Raw genomic sequence first — 18338 nt, 5'->3', positions numbered from 1 at the left:
AAGGACATGACGACTACCCCTCGCACGCCCTCAGCGATCGACAAGGTCGCTGAGGAATGGGTCGACACCCTCGTGGACCTCGAGCCCACCCTCGGCACCTATATCGGACGCAATGACGCCAACGACCGCTACGGCGATCTCAGCCCGGACGGTCACGAACAGCACGCCGCCGAAGTGCGTAAGACTCTCCGTGCGTTGGAGGATCTGACGCCTGCCGATGCCGTCGATGAGGTCACCAAGGCTGATCTCAGCAATGAGCTGACGCTCGACCTCGAATTCCACGACGCCCAGTGGCACCTGCGCGACCTGAATGTGATCGCCTCAGCCGCGCAGGACATCCGTCAGGTGTACGACCTCATGCCGACGTCCACGGCCGACGACTGGTCGGTCATCGTGAAGCGTCTGTCCGCAGTGCCGCAGGCGCTTCGCGGTTACACGGCGACGCTGCGAGAGGGCATCGCCAGGGGAGTCGTGCCCGCACGGCGCCAGGTCGTCGAGGTCGCCGACCAGATCGTCCGGTACACGGCAGACGACGGCTTCTTCGCCGCGTTCGTCGCGGATGCGACGCCGGACGAGGGCGAGCTGCCTGCGTCCCTGGCACGCGAACTCGCCGACAGCGCGTCGGCGGCACGCGTGGCCTACGACGAGTTGAAGAGCTTCCTCACGGGAACGCTCGCACCGGCCACGAGCGAGGTGGATGCTGTCGGCCGTGAACTCTACGCACTCAACTCCCGCCGCTTCCTCGGTGCCGAGATCGACCTCGACGAGACCTATGAGTGGGGCCGGGAAGAACTCGCCCGCATGGTCGAAGAGCAGACGGCGATCGCGAACGAGATCCTTCCGGGTTCCACCGTCGAAGAGGCAGTGGCGCATCTGGAGTCAGATCAGTCGCGCAAGCTGCATGGCACTGAGGCTCTGCAGCGTTGGATGCAGGAGACCAGCGACCGTGCGGTCGCCGAGCTCGGTGCCACTCATTTCGACATCCCGGAGCAGATCCGCACGCTCGAGTGCCTGATCGCGCCGACGCAAGAGGGCGGCATCTACTACACCGGTCCCACCGACGACTTCTCACGCCCAGGACGCATGTGGTGGTCCGTGCCGGAAGGCGTCACCGAGTTCGACACCTGGCGCGAGCTCACGACGGTCTACCACGAGGGCATTCCCGGTCACCATCTTCAGATCGGTCAAGCGGTGTACAACCGTGCCGAGCTGAACTCCTGGCGCCGACTTCTGGCCGGTACTTCCGGGCATGCGGAGGGCTGGGCGCTCTACGCCGAACGTCTCATGCAGCAACTCGGCTACCTGGACGATCCGGCCGACAGGCTGGGCATGCTCGACGGGCAGCGTATGCGCGCGGCGCGGGTCGTGCTCGACATCGGCGTGCATCTCGGCAAGCCGCGCCTCGACGGCACGGGAACCTGGGATGCCGACTACGCGCTCGATTTCATGCGTCAGAACGTGAACATGTCAGACGAGTTCGTACAGTTCGAGGTCAATCGCTATCTCGGTTGGCCTGGACAGGCACCGTCCTACAAGGTGGGCCAGCGCATCTGGGAACAGGTTCGAGACGCGTACCAGGTTCAGCAGGGTGATGCGTTCGACATCAAGCAGTTCCACAAGCGCGCCTTGGATCTCGGCGGCGTGGGACTCGACACCCTCCGCACCGCACTCGTGAACAGGTAGACGCGCATGCGAATCGAGTTCGGCCTCGACACGTTCGGCGACATCACGCGCGATGCCGAAGGGAATCTGCTCACCGCCGCACAGACCATCCGGAACGTCGTCGAACAGGCCGTACTCGCCGACAGTGTCGGTGTGGACTTCTTCGGCGTGGGGGAGCACCACCGGGAGGAGTTCGCCGTCTCCGCGCCGGAGATGGTGCTCGCCGCCATAGCCTCTCGTACCGAACGGATCAGATTGGGCACAGCAGTCACAGTGCTCTCATCGGACGACCCGGTGCGCGTCTATGAGCGGTTCGCGACGCTGGATGCTCTGTCCGGCGGTCGCGCGGAAGTCGTCCTCGGCCGCGGTTCCTTCACCGAGTCGTTCCCGCTCTTCGGATACGAACTACGCGACTACGAGGCGCTGTTCGAGGAGAAGCTCGAGCTGTTCGTCGAACTGACGAAGGAGAACCCGGTCACCTGGTCGGGAACCATGCGTCCGGCTCTCGTCGATGCCGACGTGTTCCCGAAGACCGAGAAGGGGCTGCGCACCTGGGTAGGCGTCGGAGGAAGTCCCGAATCGGTCGTTCGCGTCGCCCGGCACGGCGTGGGTCTGATGCTCGCCATCATCGGCGGTCCAGCGGCGCGCTTCGCCCCCTTCGTCGAGCTGTATCACCGCTCGATCGCCGCTTTCGGCACACCGGAGCATCCGATCGCCGTTCATTCGCCTGGGCACATCGCCGACACAGACGAAGACGCCTGGGATGGCGCGTACTCCGGGTTCGAGGCCATGAACAACACGATCGGTAAGGAGCGCGGCTGGCCGGAGTACAGCCGCGCACGGTTCCAGAACGACGTGGGCCCGGCCGGTGCGATCTATTCGGGTTCTCCCGAACGCGTCGCGCAGAAGATCGCGGACACGGTGCGCACGTTGGGAGTGGGAAGATTCGATCTCAAATACGCCACTGGCACGCTCGGACATGAGCAGATGATGCGCAGCATCGAGCTGTACGGCACCGAGGTGATCCCGCGTGTGCGAGAGCTGCTGAAATGAGCAATCCCGGCATCCCGAGCCGTGCGGCGTTGGCCGAGCGGCTCGATGTGCTCCCCTTCACCCGCCGGCATCTGAAAGTGCTCTCCGGCTCCGGAATCGGCTGGGCGCTGGACGCGATGGACGTCGGCCTCATATCCTTCGTCATCGCCGCCCTCGCGCAGCAGTGGGACCTGTCGAAGACGGAGACCGGGTGGATCGCCTCGGTCGGGTTCATCGGCATGGCGATCGGTGCCACGTTGGGCGGCCTGCTGGCCGACCGCTTCGGAAGACGGCAGGTGTTCGCGGTCACTCTGCTGATCTACGGGGTCGCCACCGGGGCGAGTGCCCTCGTAGGCGGGCTGGCAATGCTGCTCGTGCTGCGATTCTTCGTCGGGCTCGGTCTCGGTGCGGAGCTTCCGGTCGCATCGACCTATGTCAGCGAGTTCGCGCCGCGGCGCATCCGTGGCAGGCTCATCGTCATCCTGGAGGCGTTCTGGGCAGTCGGGTGGACCGCTGCCGCGCTCATCGGCTACTTCGTCATTCCTGCTTCCGAGTCGGGCTGGCGGTGGGCGTTCGCCCTCGGCGCGGTACCGGCCGTATATGCACTCGTCGTGCGCTGGGGCCTCCCGGAGTCGCCTCGTTGGCTCGCGTCCAGGGGAAAGATCGCTCAGGCTGAGCGGATCGTCGCGACATTCGAAGCGGATGCGGGGATCACCAGCGGCCCGCTGATGCAAAAGGCACCCGTCTCGCGCGTCCTCGCGGACGATGCCGCCACGCGACTCGGCACTCTCTGGTATCCCGAGTTCCGGGTGCGGACGCTGTGCATCTGGCTGATCTGGTTCTGCGTCAACTTCGCGTACTACGGCGCTTTCATCTGGATCCCCAGCATCCTTGTCGATGCCGGGTACGACCTCGTTCGCTCCTTCGGATTCACACTGCTCATCACCCTCGCGCAGCTGCCGGGATATGCCGTCGCCGCGTGGCTCATCGAGGTGTGGGGACGCCGCACCACTCTGTCGGTGTTCCTGGCCGGGTCGGCCGTGTCCGCCGTGCTGTTCGGCACGGCGACGGGCGTCGGTTCGATCATCGCGACGGGGATGGCGTTGTCATTCTTCAACCTCGGCGCGTGGGGTGCGCTGTACGCGGTGACCCCGGAGATCTACCCGACCTCATTGCGCGGTACCGGATCCGGGTGGGCCGCCGGGGTCGGCAGGGTGGCGTCGATCATCGCTCCGCTGATCGTTCCCGTACTGCTGGGAGTCGGGGGAGCGCCATTGCTGTTCGCCATATTCGCCGGCTTCTTCATCGTTGCGGCGATCGTGACGTGGGGGCTGGTCGACCGACGAGGTCAGGCGTTGGACGACCGCTGAGCCATGCTGGCGGCAGGCGGGCATAGGCTGGTTCGGTGAGTGATGTGAGGTTCGTGGCGATCGGCGATTCGTTCACCGAGGGCGTCGGCGATGAATTGCCGGACGGTCGTGTGCGCGGGTGGGCGGACATCGCCGCGCAGGGGTGGGCGGATGCTGTCGGCCATACGATCCAGTACGCGAACCTCGCGATCCGCGGCAAGCTCGCCTGGCCGATCATCGAACAGCAGCTCGAACCGGCATTGGCGCTGAATCCCACACATCTGTCGTTCAACGGGGGTGGCAACGACATGCTGCGCCCTCGGACCGACCTCGAGCACATCGCTGACACGTTCTCCCGCGTACTGCGACGATGCGATGAGCAGGGTGTCACCGTCATTCTGCTTTCCGGTGCGAATCCGGCGGGTCAGCTGCCGATGGGGTCGTTGATCCAGCGCCGTGGAGATGAGCTGTCGGCGGCAGTGCTGAAGCGGGTCGCGAATCGTCCTGACGTCATCCGTGCGCTGAACTGGCCCGATCGAGAACTCGCGAGAAGTCCCTACTGGTCTGAAGACCGTCTGCACATGAACGCAGCCGGTCACCATCGTGTGGCGGCCAGGGTTCTCGCCGCGCTCGGTTACGAGCCACCGGCGGAATGGTGGGCGCCGAGCGAACTGAGCACGGCCGGGGCGGCCGGCTTCGCCTACTATCGGCAGCATGTGGGCCCCTGGGTTAAACGGCGGCTGACGCGCACCTCTTCAGGTGACGGTCGGGTTGCCAAGTACGCCTCGTGGGTCGAACGAGATCCGCGTTGAGTGCACTGCACGGGCGTAGGCTGCCACGTCGCACTGCGCAGCTGCTGCTCGGCTTGTTCCTTTACGGCATCGGCATCGCTTTCATGGTGCGCGGTCAGATCGGCGCCGCGCCATGGGATGTGCTGTCACAGGGCATCACCCGGCACGTGCCCTTGTCTTTCGGGGTCGTCACGATCCTGATCAGCCTCGTCGTACTGCTGCTGTGGATTCCACTGCGGCAGAAGCCCGGGATCGGCACCGTACTCAACGCCGTGCTCGTGGGACCGGCCGCTGACGTCGGACTCGCGTTGATCCCGGCGGATCAGCCGCTATGGCTGCGCATCTGCTTCTTCGTGATCGGGCTGCTCGTCCTCTCCGCCGCAACCGGACTCTATATCGGCGCACAGTTCGGCCCAGGCCCGAGGGACGGCTTGATGACCGGCCTGCACAAGCGGACCGGGTGGCGGATCTGGATCGTGCGGACCGGCATCGAGGTGGTCATCGTGGCGGTCGGCTGGGCCCTCGGAGGCAACGTGGGAATCGGCACGGTCGCGTTCGCGCTGCTGGTGGGTCCGCTCTGTCAGTACTTCATGCGCGTGTTCGCGGTGCCGATCGGGCGGCAGCCGCAGAAGGGCGTTGCGAGGTGAGCGACATCGAGATGGCCCGGCTGCCTGCCGGCGAGGTCATGCTGCACGATGCTCGGCGTGAGCGTCACCGAATGGTTGCCCTCGAGCCTTTCGAGATCGGTGTGTTCGCCGTCACCGAGGAGCAGATGGCCGAGGTCCTCGGAATCGCATCCCGGCATCCACGTCGACCGGCGGCGGACCTGAGCTGGTTGCGTGCCGTGCGATTCTGCAACGCGGCATCCGAATGGGAGGGCCTCGACCGTGCCTACACGTTCGACGGTGAGGACGTCACGTGGCACGTCGACAGCGACGGGTACAGGTTGCCGACCGAAGCCGAGTGGGAGTACGCGTGCCGTGCAGGATCAACGGGTCCGCATTACGGTCCGCTCGCCGACGTGGCGTGGACTTCCGCAGACGGCGTCACTGCGCCCCAGAATGTCGGCGGCAAGCTCCCCAACCTCAACGGTCTGTTCGACACGCTCGGGAACGTGTGGGAATGGTGCTGGGATCTGCTCGATCCTGCCCGCTATGACGCCTACCGCGTGTTCCGCGGGGGAGGATATGCGGACGACGCGTGGAGCGTGCGCGCTTCGGTGCGTCGAGGCGGAGCGCCGCGCATGCACCATGAGGATGTCGGAATGCGACTCGCCCGCGGCGGCTTCGACGGTGTGGATGCCGCACAGGGATGGTCGGCGGCGGTCGACAGAGAGCGCGCCGTCTCGGATGACGCGGCGCCGATCGGATGGACTCCGCGTCGATAGGTCAGGCGTGAGCGGAAACCGCCGCCTCGACATCCGTGGCCGTGTCAACCCCCTCCGCCATCGCTGCTGCCTCTGTCATGCTCGAACCACCGAACGAGTACTTCGCTCGTCATCGGGGTGTCGATGGTCGGCACCTGGAAGGAATGCGCACATGAGTATCGGCACTGGAGTCGTCCTCTTCGTGATCGGCGCGATTCTCACATTCGCGGTGAACGTCGAAGTGGAGTGGGTGAATCTCGATCTGGTCGGCTACATCCTGATGGGCGCCGGCGTTGTCGTGTTCCTGCTCGGATTGGTGCTGCTGGCCCGGCGCCGCCGTGCGGACACCGTGACGCGCACGACGGTCGACCCGACTGCGGGGGAGCGGACCACCCGCCAGGCGACTACGTCAAACGACCCGGCTTCGGAGCTCTGAGCGATCCAGCGATCGGACGAGTCCGCTGTCAGGACATCGCCCGGATCATGTAGCGGTTCGGGTCATCAGGAGCGGCGAAGCCGTACTGCGCGTACAGGCCGTGAGCGTCGGCCGTGGCGAGCAGTATACGGCGAAGCCCTAGTGGCTCGAGATCTGCGATGATTCCCTGGACGAGGAGCTTCCCGATGCCCTTGCCGCGCACTCCTGACGCGACGAATACGTCGCACAGCCACGCGAACGTCGCGCCGTCGGTGACGACACGTGCATAGGCCACCTGTTCGCCCGTGTGCTCGTCCCACACGCCGTAGTTGCGCGAAGCGTCGATGGCGGCATCCTGCACCGCGCGGCTGCGGCCCTTCGCCCAGTACGATTCTTCACTGATCCACTGATGAACGCGCGCTCGGTCGATGCGTTCGTCGGTGTGTGCGAACGAGAACTGTTCGGTCATCTTCTCGACTTTCGTTCCGGGTCCAGCCCTATACGGATTCGGGTGCGCTTGCGTTCGATGAGAATGAACACGGCACCGATCACCCAGATCGGCACCTGTGCGAGGAATGCGAGACGGAATGCATCCAGCGAGTACGTGTCAGGAGTGCCGGCGCCCTGCAGATCGAGCGCCAGGCCGATGAGGAAGATCGCGATGAGCGCTGAGATGAATCCGCCACCATTGGTCAGTCCCGTCGCCGTACTGAGCCGGTGTGCTGGATTGTGAGTTCTGGCATGGTCGAACGCGATCATCGACGCTGGGCCGCCGGTGGCGAGTGCGATCGCCAGGACATAGAGCAGCCAGAGAGGCGCCGGCCCAGGCAGGAGGAGGACGACGAGCCAGGCGACCATCTGAATCACGACCGCCGGGAGGACAAGAGCGATGGATCGCTGATTCGGCATGCGACCGGAGAGGTTTCCGATGATGGGGCCGAGAACCATGCCGGCAACGACATATGTCGAGATGATGGTGGCCGCTTGCGCTGTCGTGACGCCCTCGCCGGCGGTGAGGAAGGGCATTCCCCAGAGCAGTACGAATGCGGTTCCCGCGAACGGCGTGGTGAAGTGCGACCAGAACGCCAATCTCGTCCCAGGGTGCGCCCAGGCCGCTCGGATGCCGACACCGGTGTCGATCGCCGATGTCACGACTCGGATGACGCCGGTGTCCGTGTTCACGGTGACGTCTTCGTCGAGCTCTGGTGGTCGATTGCGGATGACCACCCACACGAGAACAGCGAACAGGATGCCGAGACCGGCGATGCTGCCGAAGGTGATGGTCCATGTGGTGGAGTGCAGCAGCGCGGCGAGCGGTATCAGCGCGACCAGCTGGCCTGCCTGTCCGATGACGCCTGTGAGCTGCACCATGACCGGCCCTCGCTGAGCCGGGAACCAGATGGCGATGAGGCGCAGTACAGCGGGGAACACGGCGGCGTCGCCGGCGCCGAGGAGGATGCGAGCGATGATCGCGATTCCGATGCTGGGGGAGACCGCGATGGTGAGTTGTCCGAGAGCCATCAGGATCATGCCGATCGTGATGATGGGCCTGGCACCGTACTTGTCCAGGAGCACGCCGATCGGAATCTGCATTCCGCCGTAGACCGCGAGCTGCACCACGGCGAACAGCGAGAGCGTCGAAGCATCCGCGTGGAATCTCTCCGCTGCGTCCACTCCGACGGCGCCGAGCGACGTGCGGTTGGTGATCGCCAGCATGTAAGCCGCGACGCCGACGGACCAGATCAGCCAGGCTCTCCACCCGATCGTCGAGACTGGGGAGGCCGGGGTCGTGCTCACGCTTTTCAGCCTACTCGCGGGGTGGTACGCCGACGTGCACGCCGAGGACGCACAACGCAGGGGAGTTGCCGATGCGCACGTCGCAGGCGAACTCTTCCCACCCTCGGGCCCTGTAGAACTGGCGCGCAGATGCGGCTTCCGCGTAACAGCTCAGCACGGCTGTGGGGTAGGGCAGTTCTTGAAGCACCTCATCCATCAGAGCGGCTGCGACGCCGAAACGCCGGTAGGCGGGAGCGATGGCCAGCTCTTCGACTGCGAAGCATGTGTCACGCAACCACTCAATGCGAGCGGCCTCCGGGATCTCCTCGACAATGCGATCACGCCACCAGTCGCCCTCAGCGACTCCGCTTCCGAGGATGAGGCCGACCACGTGAGGACCGTGCCAGGCAAGCAGCAGTCGGAAGTCAGGTTTCGCGGTCGCGCGGCGCCGCACGCGTTCCACCAATGACACGCGGCTCGCTTCGGGATCGTCGCCGTACGGCGGCTCCGCGAACACCGCAGCGTACAGATCCGCCGCCCGCGCAAGATGCTCCTCATCACCCTTCCACGTCGAGATCCGAATCGAGGCGGCACGGGATCGCGAGTCGAGTTCAGACATCCTCAGATCATGCCGGAACCCGCGACGAGAGACGGACAGGCTGGCCGCGTGATGAAATGGAGCATGGCCGACTCTCCTTCCATCGCGATCATCATCGAGGGCAGTCCGCACCTGCCTCCGCCGCTGCTCAAGGAGCTCTACGGCATCACCGGGCGTTCCTCGGTCGAACTGAGTTCTGCGATCATCGCTGGCAGGAACGTATACGCGGCGGCGTTGTTCGGTAACGACCACGTCGAGGTCGCGCCGCGACTGGAGAAGACCGCAGTCTTCTGCGAGCGGAACCACCTGCGCTTCCGGGTGGAGGAGACGTATGAGAACGAGATCTCGCGGATAGACGTGGCAACAATGCGCGGCATCCTCGAGTCCGCTGGTGAGCCCTTCTGATCTCGAACGAGGGTGGCGAACAAATGTCGGGGACTCATGCCATCGTGATCGCATGAGCGAAATCCAGCTGCGCCGATGGTCCGAGAACGATGCCGAGTTGCTTCGTCGCGGGAACACTCCCGAGATGACCGTGCACATCGGCGGGCCGGAGACAGAGGCGCAAGTAGCCGCGCGTCACGAGCGATACCTGCGCTTCTGGGAGACGAACGAAGCTCGGTGCTTCGCCGTCGTCGATGGCTCAGAGCAGCTGGGAGCGATCTGCTCGTGGAAGACGACCTGGCGAGAACAAGAAGTGCTCGAAGCAGGTTGGTTCATCGTCCCTGAAGCGCAGGGAAGAGGAGCGGGGTCCGCAGCCCTGAGTCTTCTCATCGACGATGCTCGAGCGCACGCCGACGGTCAACGGCTGCTCACTGCTTTCCCTGACGAGAACAATGGGCCGTCGAATGCGTTGTGCCGCAAGGCCGGCTTCACGCTCGCCGGGCAGCGTGCCGGTGTGTTCCGCGGGGCCGATCTCATGATGAATGAGTGGGTCTTCGATCTTCAGAGCTGAGCTCGGGATCAGACAAGATGCGAGCAAGCGTGCTGCGCCCGAGCGCACTCATGTCAGGGTTCGAGTCGCGGTAGTACCAGACGAGCCCCATCGCTTGCTGGAAGGCCCACGCGGCACCGCGCCACCATTCGGTCGTGCCGACACCCAGGCCTTCGCGAAGCACACTGCGCCCGTCACGGTCCAGCATGTGCCACCCGGCCACTAGGTCAAGCGCAGGGTCGGCGGGCGAGAACCCGCCGCCGTCGAGGACGCCTGACAGCCGCTCTCCGGCCACGAGCAGGTTTCCGGGAATCAGGTCACCGTGCGTCATTCTGTCCGGCCCCGAATCGGGCAGAAGGCGAAATCGTTCCCACATGGCACGAAGTTCATCTACTGGGAGCAGTCCTGTGCTTTCTTGAAAGCATGTCTCCATCCAGCCGTCGGAGTCACGCAAATCGCCTCCTCGACCGGTGCCGGCGAAGTGGCGCCCGCTGGTGTCGGCCTCACGGAGTGCACGTATGAGCACGACCAGATCTTTCGCGAAGTGCGAGGAGTGCGCGAGGCCATCGGGCGTGGCGACGCTGCCGGGTAGCCAGGACTGAACCGACCACGGCATCGGATACCCGTGCCCTGGCCGGCCGTGGGCGACATGCACCGGTGTGGGCACCGGACACGCCGCGGCGAGTTCGTCCATCGCCTCGGCTTCCTTGACGAGTGCCTCTGAGAGTACTTCCGGCTCTCCGGGGTTCAGGGGGAAGCGGACAGCGAAGTTCTCGCCGATTCTGTAGATCGCGTTGACGGTGCCGGCTCCTGCGACATGACGTACGGACTCGCTGCGCCACTGGGGGAACTGTTCGGCGATCAGCTCACGAACGATCTGTTCATCGACGTGGAGCTGGTCGGGGTGCATCTTCATGCTGCGACTCCAGTGGCGTACCGAGCAAGAATGGTCTGAGCGGCCTCGTCGACTGTGTGATGCGTCTCCTCGTCGGTAAGCGACCAGTTGCCGTGGACAAGACGCGGCCAGAACACGACGGTCGCGATCATGCCGAGGAACTGCGCCGAAGCGACATCAAGATCGCCTACGTTCGCGGTTCCCTGCGCATTCGCTGCCGTGAAGAACTCTCTGAGTGCCTTGAGCACCGGCAACGTGCCGAAATTGAATGTCTGCTCGCGCAGCTCTGGGAATCTCGCGGATTCGGTGATCACAGCCCGGATCAGGTCCGTCATGCGGGGCCTGGTCAATAACTCGGCGTAAGCCATGCCGAGGCTGACCAGACCTGCATGCAGATCCCCGGAGGGCAGCTCCACCGGCTCAGAGTCGGGCGCGTCACCCGCCGCGAGAACCATCGCCTCGAAGAGTTCCGCCTTCGTCGGGAACTGTTTGAACAGCGTCGCCTTCGAAACGCCGGCTCCGTCGGCGACTCGGGCCAAGGAGGTCCGGTCGTAGCCGAGTGCGAGAAACAACTCGGTAGCGGCCTCAAGGATCGCGGCGCGGTTGTCAGCAGCGACCTGGCGATGGTACGCAGAAATTTCGCGGGGCATGTTCCGACTATACGCGAGAGGCGAGTCGGTTGACTCGTGACTAATCCGTCGCTACGTTGGTGGTGAGTCAGGTAACTCACCACCAACGAGGTGGATGCAGCGCCTCATCAAGGAGGAAGCGATGTCGAAGGTAATCATCCACGCAACCGTGACACTGGATGGATTCATGGCGGACGTGGACGGGGGAGTGGACTGGATGAACGGGTTCCCGTCGGCTCCCGGTGATCAAGACGTTGTCGAACGGATTATCCATGAGCTCGGCGCCGTCGTCGGAGGTGCGAACAAGAAGCAGTCCATAGAAGATGGAGAAGTCCCATATGGGGCAATGATCAAGGTGCCGGTGTACCTGATGACCCATAGCCCTCATGAGCCGATCGAGAAAGATGGCGTCACGTACACCTTCGTCGTGGACGAGATCACGAAGGCGATCGAAGCCGCCAAGCAGTCGGCGGGGGACAAGTGGGTCAGTGTGCTCGGGGGGAGCATCTCGAGACAGTGCCTCGAGCTCGGGCTTGTCGACGAGATCCATCTGCATGTCGTGCCGATACTCCTCGGAGAAGGCATCTCCCTCTTCAGCGGATTGAGCAAGCGCGTCACGCTTGAGCGTCTCGAGACATCCGCGTTCGCGAGTGAGACACATCTCCGGTACGGAGTCCTCGCGTGACAGGTACCGCTCGGGGGACAAGGCAGACGTGAACTACGGCGTCAGTTTGACCCTCACGCAACGTGAGGCTCCAGGGTGTCTCACATGACTGATTACTTCAATGCATTCGAGATGAGCCCCGTTCCCGACGGTCCGGACGCTGTCGCGCCGGGTCCGTTCCTCGGCATCTACGCGATGCCGATGTTCGTGAAGATCCCCACGCGGGACCTGCGCGCGTCGACGGATTTCTGGGTCCGTGGACTGGGCTTCATCGACTTGTTCAGCGTTCCAGGGCAGATCGTGCATCTGCGACGGTGGGCGTTCCAGGACGTTCTTCTCGTTCCCGCGGACGACGATGCGGAACCGGCAGCGGCATCGGCATCGACGGTTCAGGTGTTCGTATCCTGCGTCCTCGGCCAACTCGAATCCGTAGCCGACGCGTGTCGGGTTCTGTCACCGGATTCGGTGACAGGACCCTATGACACAGCCTGGAGAACGCGCGACATCTCTGTCATCACTCCCGAAGGCGCGCACGTCACGTTCACGGCGGCGACGCCGTTCATTCCTGACAGCGATGTGGGGCGCGATTTCGCATCCGTCGGGATCTTCGCGCCGGAAGACTCCGAAAGAGGAGCACAATGACAGGGATGGTTGACGAGATCGATGAGGACGCGACGATTGGCGTTGCCGCGGATCTCCTCGGGTTGACGGTGCGCACTCTCCACCACTGGGATGAGATCGGTCTCGCCTCGCCATCCCGACGCACCCCCGCCGGCTACCGCCTATACACCTGGGATGACCTCGAGCGCCTGAGCCGCGTTGTGGCTTACCGCGAGGCCGGTCTCAGGCTCGACGCGATCCGTGACGTCCTCGATGATGCGACTGCTGAGATCGGAAGCACGCTGCGGGCGCAGCGGTCGCAGCTTGCCGAACGGATTCACGATCTGCAGCAGCTCGACGAACGGCTGGAGCGCATGACCGATGCGCACGAGCGCGGCATCCTGATGAGCGACGACCAGCAGCGGGAGATCTTCGGCGAAGATTGGGACCCTGAGCAATCCCGTGGGGCGCGCTTCGCCTGGGGTGCCTCAAGGCAATGGGCGCAGTTCGCGGAGCGCTCAGCCTCGCGATCGCCAGCACAGTGGCGAGAACTCTCTCAAGCCATGTCCGCTCTCCAGCGCGACCTCGCCGATGCGGCGAACCGAGGGGTCGAGCCCGGGAGCGAGGAGGCGGATGGGCTCGTCGAGAGCCACCGGGAGCTGTTCTCGAACTTCTTCCCACTGACACGACAGATGCAGGTGTGCCTGGGCCGGATGTTCGAGAGCGACCCAGGATTCTCGTCGTACTACAACGGGATCGGAGACGGCCTCGCCACCTGGTTCCGCAAGAGCATCGACGAATCCGCACGCCACCAGGGCATCGACCCCGACGCCGCGACCTGGGAGTAGTAGCTCCGCGGATCAGCTCGCAGTGCGTAAGACGACGTACAGGTCGAGTCAGTTCAGGCGTTCAGACAGATGAATAGTGACGTCGTCACCGTCGGCTTTGCCGATCTTCCTGCGGATGACCGACGCGATCGGCAGTTTGTGGGTTCCGTCTCCGAGAGCCATGAACGCGCCCCGGAAAGGTTCACCATCCACGGTTCCGGCCACCTTCACCAACCCGCGTGTGCCGAAGATCGACGCCGAGTCCGGAAGCTGCACGCAGGTCCAGGTGTCCCCGTCGCGCACCTTTCCGAGCGTTGCGCTGAATGTGATGTCGAGCGGTGTGTTTGTAGACATGTCGATCTCCAGATATCGGTGAAAAGGTCAGACACAAGCCCCGACGATCGCTCCGATGATCGCGAGCTTGATGATCCAGTCGAGGAAATGGATGCCCGCGGCCGTCACCGCCGTGTTCTCGTGAACGACGCCGCCGAGGAGCAGGGTGAACGGCAGTACAGAGAGCGCCACTCCGAGTAGTAGTCCGGCGACGGCGCCAGTCCACGCTGCCGCGGCCATCAGCCCCGCAATGAGGCACGAGACCATAAGGCTCCGCAGGACGACCGACCCCATTTGCTGGACGACTGTGAGCCCGGGTCGCGGAGTGCTGGTGCGGGCGATCAGCGCGGAGATCGCGGGTACGGCGTACAGACCGGCGCTCGCGATGAAAGAAGCGACTGTTGCGAGCAGGATTCCGAGCATGACCATGAGGTCTCCTTTAGTACTTGTTGGTACTCAACCTAGATCGGTACTACAGTACTGTCAAGTACTAAATTTGGGAGCAGAATGAGCGCAGCGAAAGCCCCGGGTCGACCAGCGGGTCGCACGGGGGAGGATCTCCTGTCGGTCGCTCGGGAAGTCTTTCTTGAGCGCGGCTACAACGGGACGTCCATGGATGAAGTGGCGCGACGGGCGAGGATCTCGAAGGCTTCTCTCTATCGGGAACACACGTCGAAGACTGCGCTGTACTCTGCCGTGGTGCGCCAGTGGGCGACCATGGGGGGAGAGGCGATGCGGCCGGCGCTGGACCGGTTGCGCAACGCGGGTGACATCCGCCAGGGGCTCATCGACCTTGCGGTATCCATGCGGAGCGGCATCCTGAGCCCGCCAGTGCTGGAGATGCGCAGGCTGGTCATAGCCGAAGCTGTTGCCCAGCCGGAAGTCGCGCGAATGTACCTCGCGGAGAGCTGGGCCAGGAATATTCAGAACCTCGCCGAGACGCTGGAGGAACTGGCGCAGCAGCGCCGTACAAAGCTCGAGGATTCGAACGCCGCGGCGTCGGAGTTCACCTGGCTGGTTGTCGGAGCGCCGTTGAATGCACGGTTGCTGTCCGGCGAAGATGATTTACGCGGGGTGGATCGGGCCGTGGACCTCTTTCTCTCCGCATACCGCGACCTGGAGCGCGCCTAGGTCATCGTGGGAGCGAGGTCGGTTCCGAAACCTTAATCTGACATAATGTGCATTATCGGCTTACTCAGCGTCTCTCGGAAGCGGGGCCGGAACAAGCCGGAAACGCTCCCGAAGGGCTTTGCGCGACGCTCACGTGCGAATAGCGCCAGCAGCTAATCGCTGCAGCGCAACCATGTGCGCACGGAAGGCTCGCCGCCCTTGCGCTGTGAGCGCCAACCATGTTCGCTGGCGGGCGCTGACTGTCCGTTTGGTGATCGTGAGATATCCCGCGTCCTCGAGAGCCTTCGCATGCTTGGAAAGCACAGAGTCTGAAACGCCGAGCCTGGCTTTGGCGAACGCGAACTCGACATCGTCGACCTGCGCGAGGATGCCGCAGAGCTGAAGCCGCGCCGGCGGATGGATCACCGGATCAAGGTCGTTCATCCGGCTTCCGCCGTCTTTAACCCCCGTCGCCAGACGACCATCCATACGAACCCCGCCGCAGTGATCACGAGAGCAGCGATCGCGCCCATCAACACGCTTACCCATACCGAATCGAGGATGAACGAGGCGAACGCGAGCCCGACGTAGGCGACAGCCATCAGTGCCACCACCCAGCGCGTGCGCGCTGGCGCGTAACCGGACACCCACCAGCCGTGCGACCGGCGCCACCATCCGATGAACAGCGGCACACTGGCAAGGAAGACCAACGGCAAGATCCAGCTCCACGGTGACGACAGCCCTTGCGCCGTCACGATGGCGCCTGCTCCCACGCCTAGCGCAAGGTGATACACACCCTCCCGCGCCGTCACGGTTGCATAGCCTGCCGTTGCGGCGTCAAGATTGGCAAGATCTCGGGCTGCATCGCGACCTTCATCGTTTTCCATATTGGAAACCTAGCATCAGTTTTCCACATTGGAAAGTCATGCGTCAGGAGCTACGGTCGATCGTTGTCGCGTTATCGAGCGCCCCGAACTGTTCTCAGTTCACACTCCGACGTACTGAGCGAGGTGCTCCCCCGTCACCGTCGACTTTGTTGCGACGAGGTCGGCAGGCACGCCTTCGAACACCACGCGCCCGCCATCGTGACCGGCCCCGGGGCCGATGTCCACGATCCAATCGGCGTGGGCCATCACGGCCTGGTGATGCTCGATCACGATGACCGTCTTGCCGGCATCCACCAGTCGATCCAGCAGCCCGAGGATCTTGTCGACATCGGCCAGGTGCAGACCCGTCGTGGGCTCGTCGAGCACATAGACATCGCCCTTCTCCCCCATCTGGATCGCCAGCTTCACGCGTTGACGTTCGCCGCCAGACAACGTCGACAGCGGCTGGCCCAGCGACAGATAACCGAGACCGACATCCTCGAGCCGTCCTAGGATCGCCACCACGGCCGGAATCTTCGACTCACCGTCCGCGAAGAACTGCCGCGCCTCGGAGACCGGCAGATCCAGTACCTCGGTGATGTCCTTGCCCGCGAGCTTGTACTCCAGTACTCCAGCCTGGAAACGCTTGCCGCCGCAGTCCTCACACGGCGTCTCGATCGTGTCCATGAAACCCAGCTGCGTGACGATCACGCCGGAGCCCTTGCACGAGGGACATGCGCCCTCTGAGTTAGCGCTGAACAGGGCCGGCTTCACACCGTTCGCCTTCGCGAATGCCTTGCGGATCGGCTCGAGCATGCCGGTGTAAGTCGCCGGATTACTGCGTCGCGAGCCCTTGATCGCGCCCTGATCGATCACCACCACGCCTTCACGGCCCGAGACCGAACCGTGGATCAGCGAGCTCTTGCCTGAACCCGCCACCCCAGTGATCACCGTCAGCACACCGGTCGGTATGTCGACATCGACGTCCTGCAGGTTGTTCTCGTGCGCACCGCGCACCTCGATCGCGCCCTTCTTCGCGCGCACTGTCGGCTTCAACGACGCCCGATCATCCAGATGCGTCCCGGTGAGCGTGCCGCTCGCACGCAGGCCGTCGAGGGTGCCCTCGAAGCAGATCTCGCCTCCGGCCGAACCGGCTCCCGGTCCCAGATCGATGACCCGGTCGGCGATCGCGATGGTCTCGGGCTTGTGCTCGACGACGAGCACGGTGTTGCCCTTGTCCCGCAACTGCAGCAGCAGCGAGTTCATACGCTGGATGTCGTGCGGGTGGAGCCCGATCGTCGGTTCGTCGAACACGTAGGTGACGTCGGTCAGCGAAGAACCGAGATGACGGAGCATCTTGATCCGCTGCGCCTCTCCCCCGGACAGCGTGCCGGAAGGCCGATCAAGACTCAGATATCCGAGTCCGAGCGTGACGAACGCCTTCAGATTCGCGCTGAGCGCCGTCAGCAACGGTCCCGCCTCCGGCAGATCGAGCTCGTGCACCCACGTGGCCAGGTCGGTCACCTGCATCCGGCACGCGTCCGCGATGCTGACGCCATCGATCTTCGACGACCGAGCGCCTTCCGTGAGACGAGTGCCGTCGCATTCCGGACACGTCGCGAAAGTCGCGACTCGCTCGACGAACGCACGGATGTGCGGCTGCAATGCGTCGAGATCCTTCGAGAGCATCGCCTTGGTGATCTTCGGGATGAGGCCCTCATAGGTCATGTTGATGCCGGATATCTTGACCTTCGTCACCTCGCCGTAGAGGAACAGGTGTCGCTGCTTCTCGGAGAACTGCTCGATCGGCTTGTCAGCCGGGTAGAAACCCGACTGCGAGAATCCCTTCACCATCCAGCCATCAGCGGTGTAGCCCGGCACCATGATCGCGCCTTCGTCGAGCGATTTCGACTCGTCGACGATCTGTGCGAGGTCCAGGTCGGAGACCGCTCCCCTGCCCTCGCACCTCGGGCACATGCCACCGAGATAGATGGCATCCTTCACGATCTTCTTCTCGCCGCCGGGCCCCGTCATCACACCACTGGCCTTCTGAGTGGGAATGTTGAACGAGAACGCCGTCGGCCCGCCGATATACGGCTGGCCCAGCCTGCTGAACAGGATGCGCAGCATCGCGTTCGCGTCCGTCACAGTGCCCACGGTCGACCGCGGGTTCGCACCGAGCCGTTCCTGATCCACGATGATCGATGTCGTGAGCCCTTCGAGCACATCGACATCCGGCCGCGGGACCGACGGCATGAACCCCTGCACGAACGCGCTGTACGTCTCATCGATCATGCGCCTCGACTCGGCGGCGATCGTGTCGAACACCAGCGAACTCTTGCCTGAGCCGGACACCCCGGTGAACACCGTGAGGCGACGTTTCGGGATATCGACGCTGATGTCTTTCAGGTTGTTCTCGCGCGCGCCCTGCACGCGGATCAGGTCATGCGAGTCGGCGGTGTGGGAAGCGTCGGCCATCGTCTTCTTTCTG

General features: G+C 64.1%; 23 protein-coding genes. 13 read left to right on the top strand and 10 right to left on the bottom strand.

Translation table 11 applies throughout. The annotated features are described in order from the left end of the window. The first annotated feature begins 6 nt into the window (after nt 1-6). The 7 genes from QFZ46_RS18175 (at nt 7) to QFZ46_RS18145 (ending at nt 6636) form a co-directional block, all read left to right on the top strand. Nucleotides 7-1683 carry a DUF885 domain-containing protein gene (locus tag QFZ46_RS18175; protein ID WP_307363747.1) on the top strand — a complete coding sequence of 559 codons (1677 nt, stop codon included), beginning with the start codon at nt 7-9 and terminating at the stop codon, nt 1681-1683. 6 nt (nt 1684-1689) lie between these two features. After that, nucleotides 1690-2715 (top strand): LLM class flavin-dependent oxidoreductase, encoded by a 1026-nt coding sequence (locus QFZ46_RS18170; RefSeq protein WP_307363745.1) that lies wholly within the window; start codon nt 1690-1692, stop codon nt 2713-2715. Then, nucleotides 2712-4064 carry an MFS transporter gene (locus QFZ46_RS18165; protein ID WP_307363744.1) on the top strand — a complete coding sequence of 451 codons (1353 nt, stop codon included), beginning with the start codon at nt 2712-2714 and terminating at the stop codon, nt 4062-4064. Before QFZ46_RS18170 ends, QFZ46_RS18165 begins: the two co-directional genes overlap by 4 nt. Before the next feature lie 35 nt (nt 4065-4099). Beyond that, a complete protein-coding gene (locus QFZ46_RS18160; protein ID WP_307363742.1) occupies nt 4100-4855 on the top strand; it encodes an SGNH/GDSL hydrolase family protein in 756 nt (251 codons plus the stop codon). Further along, nucleotides 4852-5481 (top strand): membrane protein YczE, encoded by a 630-nt coding sequence (yczE, locus tag QFZ46_RS18155; protein WP_307363740.1) that lies wholly within the window; start codon nt 4852-4854, stop codon nt 5479-5481. The genes QFZ46_RS18160 and yczE overlap by 4 nt, the downstream gene beginning before the upstream one ends. Further along, nucleotides 5478-6221, top strand: a complete 744-nt coding sequence (locus tag QFZ46_RS18150; protein ID WP_307363738.1) for a formylglycine-generating enzyme family protein — start codon at nt 5478-5480, stop codon at nt 6219-6221. Before yczE ends, QFZ46_RS18150 begins: the two co-directional genes overlap by 4 nt. A 151-nt stretch (nt 6222-6372) precedes the next feature. Beyond that, a complete protein-coding gene (locus tag QFZ46_RS18145) occupies nt 6373-6636 on the top strand; it encodes a DUF6458 family protein (protein ID WP_307363735.1) in 264 nt (87 codons plus the stop codon). A 28-nt stretch (nt 6637-6664) separates the two neighbouring features. Here the strand turns inward: QFZ46_RS18145 and QFZ46_RS18140 are convergent, their stop codons facing one another. The 3 genes from QFZ46_RS18140 to QFZ46_RS18130 all read right to left on the bottom strand — a co-directional run bounded on the left by QFZ46_RS18140 (nt 6665) and on the right by QFZ46_RS18130 (nt 9010). After that, nucleotides 6665-7084 carry a GNAT family N-acetyltransferase gene (locus tag QFZ46_RS18140; RefSeq protein WP_307363733.1) on the bottom strand — a complete coding sequence of 140 codons (420 nt, stop codon included), beginning with the start codon at nt 7082-7084 and terminating at the stop codon, nt 6665-6667. Then, complete coding sequence (locus QFZ46_RS18135; RefSeq protein WP_373457683.1) at nt 7081-8331, bottom strand: MFS transporter; 1251 nt, start codon at nt 8329-8331, stop codon at nt 7081-7083. Before QFZ46_RS18135 ends, QFZ46_RS18140 begins: the two co-directional genes overlap by 4 nt. 91 nt (nt 8332-8422) lie before the next feature. Next, on the bottom strand, nt 8423-9010 hold the full coding sequence (locus QFZ46_RS18130; protein ID WP_307363729.1) for a GNAT family N-acetyltransferase: 588 nt from the start codon (nt 9008-9010) through the stop codon (nt 8423-8425). A 63-nt stretch (nt 9011-9073) separates the two neighbouring features. Between QFZ46_RS18130 and QFZ46_RS18125 the strand changes: the two genes are divergently transcribed. Then, entirely contained in the window at nt 9074-9394 is a 321-nt protein-coding gene (locus QFZ46_RS18125) for a hypothetical protein (RefSeq protein ID WP_307363727.1), read from the top strand. A 52-nt stretch (nt 9395-9446) separates the two neighbouring features. Further along, nucleotides 9447-9944: a GNAT family N-acetyltransferase gene (locus tag QFZ46_RS18120; protein ID WP_307363725.1), complete on the top strand. Its 498-nt coding sequence runs from the start codon at nt 9447-9449 to the stop codon at nt 9942-9944. On the opposite strand, the gene QFZ46_RS18115 is transcribed toward QFZ46_RS18120, so the two are convergent. Together QFZ46_RS18115 and QFZ46_RS18110 are read right to left on the bottom strand one after the other, a co-directional pair. Next, nucleotides 9907-10839, bottom strand: a complete 933-nt coding sequence (locus QFZ46_RS18115) for an aminoglycoside phosphotransferase family protein (RefSeq protein WP_307363723.1) — start codon at nt 10837-10839, stop codon at nt 9907-9909. The two genes, QFZ46_RS18120 and QFZ46_RS18115, sit on opposite strands and share 38 nt — an antisense overlap. Further along, nucleotides 10836-11468: a TetR/AcrR family transcriptional regulator gene (locus QFZ46_RS18110; RefSeq protein WP_307363721.1), complete on the bottom strand. Its 633-nt coding sequence runs from the start codon at nt 11466-11468 to the stop codon at nt 10836-10838. The genes QFZ46_RS18115 and QFZ46_RS18110 overlap by 4 nt, the downstream gene beginning before the upstream one ends. Before the next feature lie 121 nt (nt 11469-11589). Between QFZ46_RS18110 and QFZ46_RS18105 the strand changes: the two genes are divergently transcribed. The 3 genes from QFZ46_RS18105 to QFZ46_RS18095 all read left to right on the top strand — a co-directional run bounded on the left by QFZ46_RS18105 (nt 11590) and on the right by QFZ46_RS18095 (nt 13559). Then, nucleotides 11590-12132 carry a dihydrofolate reductase family protein gene (locus QFZ46_RS18105; RefSeq protein WP_307363719.1) on the top strand — a complete coding sequence of 181 codons (543 nt, stop codon included), beginning with the start codon at nt 11590-11592 and terminating at the stop codon, nt 12130-12132. An 84-nt stretch (nt 12133-12216) separates the two neighbouring features. Next, nucleotides 12217-12753, top strand: coding sequence for a VOC family protein (locus QFZ46_RS18100; RefSeq protein WP_307363717.1), 537 nt, complete (start codon nt 12217-12219; stop codon nt 12751-12753). A gap of 5 nt (nt 12754-12758) precedes the next feature. After that, nucleotides 12759-13559 carry a MerR family transcriptional regulator gene (locus tag QFZ46_RS18095; protein WP_307363716.1) on the top strand — a complete coding sequence of 267 codons (801 nt, stop codon included), beginning with the start codon at nt 12759-12761 and terminating at the stop codon, nt 13557-13559. 48 nt (nt 13560-13607) lie between these two features. Here the strand turns inward: QFZ46_RS18095 and QFZ46_RS18090 are convergent, their stop codons facing one another. Next, a complete protein-coding gene (locus QFZ46_RS18090) occupies nt 13608-13892 on the bottom strand; it encodes a DUF1905 domain-containing protein (RefSeq protein ID WP_307363714.1) in 285 nt (94 codons plus the stop codon). 27 nt (nt 13893-13919) lie between these two features. Then, nucleotides 13920-14300 carry a DUF1761 family protein gene (locus QFZ46_RS18085; protein ID WP_307363712.1) on the bottom strand — a complete coding sequence of 127 codons (381 nt, stop codon included), beginning with the start codon at nt 14298-14300 and terminating at the stop codon, nt 13920-13922. Between the two features lie 78 nt (nt 14301-14378). Here QFZ46_RS18085 and QFZ46_RS18080 point away from each other — a divergent pair, with 78 nt between their 5' ends. After that, nucleotides 14379-15002 (top strand): TetR/AcrR family transcriptional regulator, encoded by a 624-nt coding sequence (locus tag QFZ46_RS18080; protein ID WP_307363710.1) that lies wholly within the window; start codon nt 14379-14381, stop codon nt 15000-15002. 129 nt (nt 15003-15131) lie between these two features. On the opposite strand, the gene QFZ46_RS18075 is transcribed toward QFZ46_RS18080, so the two are convergent. From QFZ46_RS18075 to QFZ46_RS18065, 3 genes are all read right to left on the bottom strand, one after another. Beyond that, nucleotides 15132-15425, bottom strand: a complete 294-nt coding sequence (locus tag QFZ46_RS18075) for a transcriptional regulator (RefSeq protein WP_307363708.1) — start codon at nt 15423-15425, stop codon at nt 15132-15134. Next, nucleotides 15422-15868 (bottom strand): hypothetical protein, encoded by a 447-nt coding sequence (locus tag QFZ46_RS18070; RefSeq protein ID WP_307363706.1) that lies wholly within the window; start codon nt 15866-15868, stop codon nt 15422-15424. The genes QFZ46_RS18075 and QFZ46_RS18070 overlap by 4 nt, the downstream gene beginning before the upstream one ends. Nucleotides 15869-15967: 99 nt before the next feature. After that, nucleotides 15968-18325: an excinuclease ABC subunit UvrA gene (locus tag QFZ46_RS18065; RefSeq protein WP_307363704.1), complete on the bottom strand. Its 2358-nt coding sequence runs from the start codon at nt 18323-18325 to the stop codon at nt 15968-15970. Nucleotides 18326-18338 lie beyond the last annotated feature (13 nt).

Source organism: Microbacterium murale, assembly GCF_030815955.1.
In the GTDB taxonomy this organism is placed as follows: domain Bacteria; phylum Actinomycetota; class Actinomycetes; order Actinomycetales; family Microbacteriaceae; genus Microbacterium; species Microbacterium murale_A.
This window is presented reverse-complemented; position numbering and strand designations above follow the sequence as displayed.

Coding starts and splice junctions, on each gene's coding strand:
- QFZ46_RS18175 (WP_307363747.1), top strand. CDS start 7: ATGACGACTACCCCTCGCACGCCCTCAGCGATCGACAAGGTCGCTGAG.
- QFZ46_RS18170 (WP_307363745.1), top strand. CDS start 1,690: ATGCGAATCGAGTTCGGCCTCGACACGTTCGGCGACATCACGCGCGAT.
- QFZ46_RS18165 (WP_307363744.1), top strand. CDS start 2,712: ATGAGCAATCCCGGCATCCCGAGCCGTGCGGCGTTGGCCGAGCGGCTC.
- QFZ46_RS18145 (WP_307363735.1), top strand. CDS start 6,373: ATGAGTATCGGCACTGGAGTCGTCCTCTTCGTGATCGGCGCGATTCTC.
- QFZ46_RS18140 (WP_307363733.1), bottom strand. CDS start 7,084: ATGACCGAACAGTTCTCGTTCGCACACACCGACGAACGCATCGACCGA.
- QFZ46_RS18135 (WP_373457683.1), bottom strand. CDS start 8,331: ATGCTGGCGATCACCAACCGCACGTCGCTCGGCGCCGTCGGAGTGGAC.
- QFZ46_RS18130 (WP_307363729.1), bottom strand. CDS start 9,010: ATGTCTGAACTCGACTCGCGATCCCGTGCCGCCTCGATTCGGATCTCG.
- QFZ46_RS18125 (WP_307363727.1), top strand. CDS start 9,074: ATGGCCGACTCTCCTTCCATCGCGATCATCATCGAGGGCAGTCCGCAC.
- QFZ46_RS18120 (WP_307363725.1), top strand. CDS start 9,447: ATGAGCGAAATCCAGCTGCGCCGATGGTCCGAGAACGATGCCGAGTTG.
- QFZ46_RS18115 (WP_307363723.1), bottom strand. CDS start 10,839: ATGAAGATGCACCCCGACCAGCTCCACGTCGATGAACAGATCGTTCGT.
- QFZ46_RS18110 (WP_307363721.1), bottom strand. CDS start 11,468: ATGCCCCGCGAAATTTCTGCGTACCATCGCCAGGTCGCTGCTGACAAC.
- QFZ46_RS18105 (WP_307363719.1), top strand. CDS start 11,590: ATGTCGAAGGTAATCATCCACGCAACCGTGACACTGGATGGATTCATG.
- QFZ46_RS18100 (WP_307363717.1), top strand. CDS start 12,217: ATGACTGATTACTTCAATGCATTCGAGATGAGCCCCGTTCCCGACGGT.
- QFZ46_RS18095 (WP_307363716.1), top strand. CDS start 12,759: ATGGTTGACGAGATCGATGAGGACGCGACGATTGGCGTTGCCGCGGAT.
- QFZ46_RS18090 (WP_307363714.1), bottom strand. CDS start 13,892: ATGTCTACAAACACACCGCTCGACATCACATTCAGCGCAACGCTCGGA.
- QFZ46_RS18085 (WP_307363712.1), bottom strand. CDS start 14,300: ATGGTCATGCTCGGAATCCTGCTCGCAACAGTCGCTTCTTTCATCGCG.
- QFZ46_RS18080 (WP_307363710.1), top strand. CDS start 14,379: ATGAGCGCAGCGAAAGCCCCGGGTCGACCAGCGGGTCGCACGGGGGAG.
- QFZ46_RS18075 (WP_307363708.1), bottom strand. CDS start 15,425: ATGAACGACCTTGATCCGGTGATCCATCCGCCGGCGCGGCTTCAGCTC.
- QFZ46_RS18070 (WP_307363706.1), bottom strand. CDS start 15,868: ATGGAAAACGATGAAGGTCGCGATGCAGCCCGAGATCTTGCCAATCTT.
- QFZ46_RS18065 (WP_307363704.1), bottom strand. CDS start 18,325: ATGGCCGACGCTTCCCACACCGCCGACTCGCATGACCTGATCCGCGTG.